The organism is Salmonella sp. SAL4457, assembly GCF_046548235.1.
Lineage (GTDB): Bacteria > Pseudomonadota > Gammaproteobacteria > Enterobacterales > Enterobacteriaceae > Salmonella > Salmonella enterica.
In genome coordinates, this window is sequence record NZ_JBGDZO010001037.1 from 1 (window position 1) to 248 (window position 248).

The window sequence follows — 248 nt, forward strand, 5'->3', positions numbered from 1 at the left end:
TCGCCGGGAAAGCGGCCAGGGGTGGAGTCGAAGCGGGTCAGGTACTCGACGCTGGCCTGGTCGGCCAGGTCGTTCAGCGCGACGATCTCGAAGCCCAGTTGCTCCGGGCGCTCGTGCAGCGCGCGCAGGACGCAGCGGCCGATACGGCCATAGCCATTGAGCGCGACGCGAAAAGGCGGGGTGGACATCGGCAGGGATAGCTCCGGCAAGGGGCCAGTGAAAGGCGCCAATTATGCGGGGGATGGGCC

The 248-nt window shown here is 68.1% G+C and carries 1 protein-coding gene; it reads right to left on the reverse strand.

Features of this window, described 5'->3' with window-relative positions:
- Positions 1-188, reverse strand: a 188-nt coding sequence (locus ACLJNW_RS27335; RefSeq protein WP_410961689.1) for a glyceraldehyde 3-phosphate dehydrogenase NAD-binding domain-containing protein, incomplete at its 3' end; no start/stop codon positions are given.
- Positions 189-248: the final 60 nt, after the last annotated feature.